The sequence below is a fragment of the Thomasclavelia sp. genome, from assembly GCF_017889095.1.
Lineage (GTDB): Bacteria > Bacillota_I > Bacilli_A > Erysipelotrichales > Coprobacillaceae > Thomasclavelia.
The window spans coordinates 1-2,618 of the sequence record NZ_JAGHEW010000129.1 but is presented as its reverse complement, the minus strand read 5'-3'; the positions used below and the strand labels follow the sequence as shown (position 1 = coordinate 2,618).

General features: G+C 30.7%; 3 protein-coding genes. 1 reads left to right on the top strand and 2 read right to left on the bottom strand.

The annotated features are described in order from the left end of the window. Nucleotides 1-1,215, top strand: a 1,215-nt coding sequence (locus tag J7M77_RS05930) for an alpha-amylase family glycosyl hydrolase (RefSeq protein WP_296876916.1), incomplete at its 5' end; no start/stop codon positions are given. 25 nt (nucleotides 1,216-1,240) lie between these two features. On the opposite strand, the gene J7M77_RS05925 is transcribed toward J7M77_RS05930, so the two are convergent. Together J7M77_RS05925 and J7M77_RS05920 are read right to left on the bottom strand one after the other, a co-directional pair. After that, entirely contained in the window at nucleotides 1,241-1,681 is a 441-nt protein-coding gene (locus J7M77_RS05925; RefSeq protein ID WP_296876915.1) for a flavodoxin family protein, read from the bottom strand. After that, nucleotides 1,678-2,618: MmgE/PrpD family protein (locus tag J7M77_RS05920; protein WP_296876914.1), on the bottom strand; the 941-nt coding region annotated here is incomplete at its 5' end. The genes J7M77_RS05925 and J7M77_RS05920, both read right to left, overlap by 4 nt.

The window sequence follows — 2,618 nt, the reverse complement described above, 5'->3', positions numbered from 1 at the left end:
TCAGTTTGGCAAAAAGTAGGAGATGATGAATATTACTTCCATGCTTTTTCTAAAAAACAGCCTTGTTTAAACTGGGAAAATCCTAAGTTACGCCAAGAAGTATACAAGATGATCAACTGGTGGCTAGATAAAGGGATCGCTGGTTTCCGTGTTGATGCGATTAATTTTATTAAAAAAGATCAGCGTTATTTAGATGGTAAACCAGATGGGGAAGACGGTCTTGTTTCTTGTATTCCCTTTGCCCGTAATCAGCCTGGGATTGAAGTCTTTTTTAAAGAATTAAAAGAAAATACTTTTGCTAAATATGATTGTATGACAATTAGTGAAGCGTATGGGGTATCTTATGATAAACTAGATATTTATATTGGTGAAAATGGCTGCTTTGATACGATGTTTGATTTTAATTATTCTAATTTTGATATTGGTGATAATGAAGAATGGTTTATTCGTAAAGATTGGACTGTAAAACAGTTTCGTGATTTGATTTTTACATCACAAAGAGAAATTAATAAAATTGGCTGGGTTGGAACGTTATTAGAAAATCACGATCAGCCTCGTTCTTTAGATAAACTGATCGTCAATAAAGAAGAACATAATTATTATAGTGCAACGATGATTGCTTCAATGTATTTCTTTTTACGTGGTGTTCCTTATATTTATCAAGGTGAAGAATTAGGAATGAGCAATTGTAATCGTCAATCAATTGATGAATTTGATGATATTAGCAGTCATGGGCAATATCAAAGAATGATGGAAGAAGGTTTTAGTGAAACGGAAGCGATGCGCTTAGTTAATCTTCGTTCTCGTGATAATGCTAGAACACCAATGCCATTTGATGATAGTAAATATGCAGGATTTTCTAACGTTAAACCTTGGCTAGCATTAAATGAAAGTTATTCAACAATTAATGTTAAAGCACAGTTTAATAATCCTAATTCAGTTTATAGTTTTTATAAAAAAATGATTTATTTAAGACAAAAAAGTGAATATAGTAATATTTTAACTTTTGGTGATTTTATCCCTGTTGAACACGATAATGAATTGTTGATTGTCTATAAACGTTGTTATCAAGGAAAAACAATTGTTAATGTATGTAACTTTTCTAACCAGGTTCAAGAATACCCGATCAACAAGCAAATTATTTTAAATAATTATCATGATTTTAATGGTAAGTTAAAACCATATCAGACCATTATGTATCTTGAAACAAAATAAAAAGCGGTTTTTCCGCTTTTTGTTTTTATAAGTTGATGTTTTTTAAATCATTGTCATTAACGATCATACCTTTATAGTTAAGACCATATAAAGAAGCAAAACGTTGCATCGTATAGGCTCCAGCATCTAATTGTTGTTTAGTAGGTGCATAACCTTGAAAAATAAAATACAGATCCTTTCCTTTAAGTAAATCGTTATTTACATGATTATAAAAACGATCTAATAAATTTCTAATTGCTCCTGACATACTATGCCAATAAACCGGTGAACCAATGACAATAGTATCTGCCTGTGCCATCATATTTATTACTTGATTGAACTGGTCATCATCAAATTTTTGACCATAACTGTAGATTTTATAATCAACTAAATTTAAAGTTTGATACTGATGATTAGTTAATAGTTTTTTAGCTAAATTAGCGGTATTGCCGTTTTTATTAGGACTGCCATTAATAAATAAAATCATTTGTTTAACTCCTTGTTGTATTTGTTTTCTAATTGTTTGATCCAATGATATAAATCAGTGATTTCTTCATGATAAAAAGTATCTATTTCCTGGTTTAAATCAATGTTTAATAACGTTTTGATTTTTTTAATAACCTGATCATGATTTACAGGGTTATTAATACTGCCAAGAGGATTAGTACATTGAAAAACTTGTTTATTAGTGTTAGTTATGATAGTAATCTTGGCTTCATCGTTAGTTAGCTTCGAATTAGTTTTAATTGTTGTTAAAGTGATTAAATCATTGATCTTTTGATCAATAATAAAGGGCATTTTTAAGGGAATATTAATATTTTTAGGATTAATAATGGCTTTGCTTACTAAATAAGGCAAAGATACATAAGCTTCATAGATATTTTTAGGGTATTTGTTGCTGCCAAGAGTAGCAATGTTTTCGTTGACTTCAATTTCAATTGCCTGAATCTTATTAGAAATAGATATTTCTTTAATGGCATCGATACAGGCAAAAGCAATAAAACCAAAGGGATATGGTTTACATGAACATTCTTTAAAAATAAATTTATTGCCTAAATCTTTTAGGGCATCATGAATATTTGGAGTCTTAGTAATTTGGGTGATCAAACCTTTTTTACCAGTTAAAGCATTATAACTGCAAGTAAAACCATTAGCAATTAAACAACTAGCTTCATAGCCGTTTTTTGCACTGATAGCGGGAATGATGCTGCCAGCCATAGATCCATGACTACCACGATTACCACTAGCCATGGTAGCTGCTAAAGCCATTGCTTCAATCATCTTCGCTTTAGAAAAGTTTAATAAACGACTAATCGCTACGCTGCTAGCAATACCGCCGATAATTCCCGTTGGATAATAACTAGGATCAGCGTTACTTTGTTTTGAAAATAAAGCAATTGCCAAGCGACATTCGACTTCTAAAG

Excerpts from the sequence above, each read along its gene's own strand:
- J7M77_RS05925 (WP_296876915.1), bottom strand. The coding sequence starts at position 1,681 with ATGATTTTATTTATTAATGGCAGTCCTAATAAAAACGGCAATACCGCT.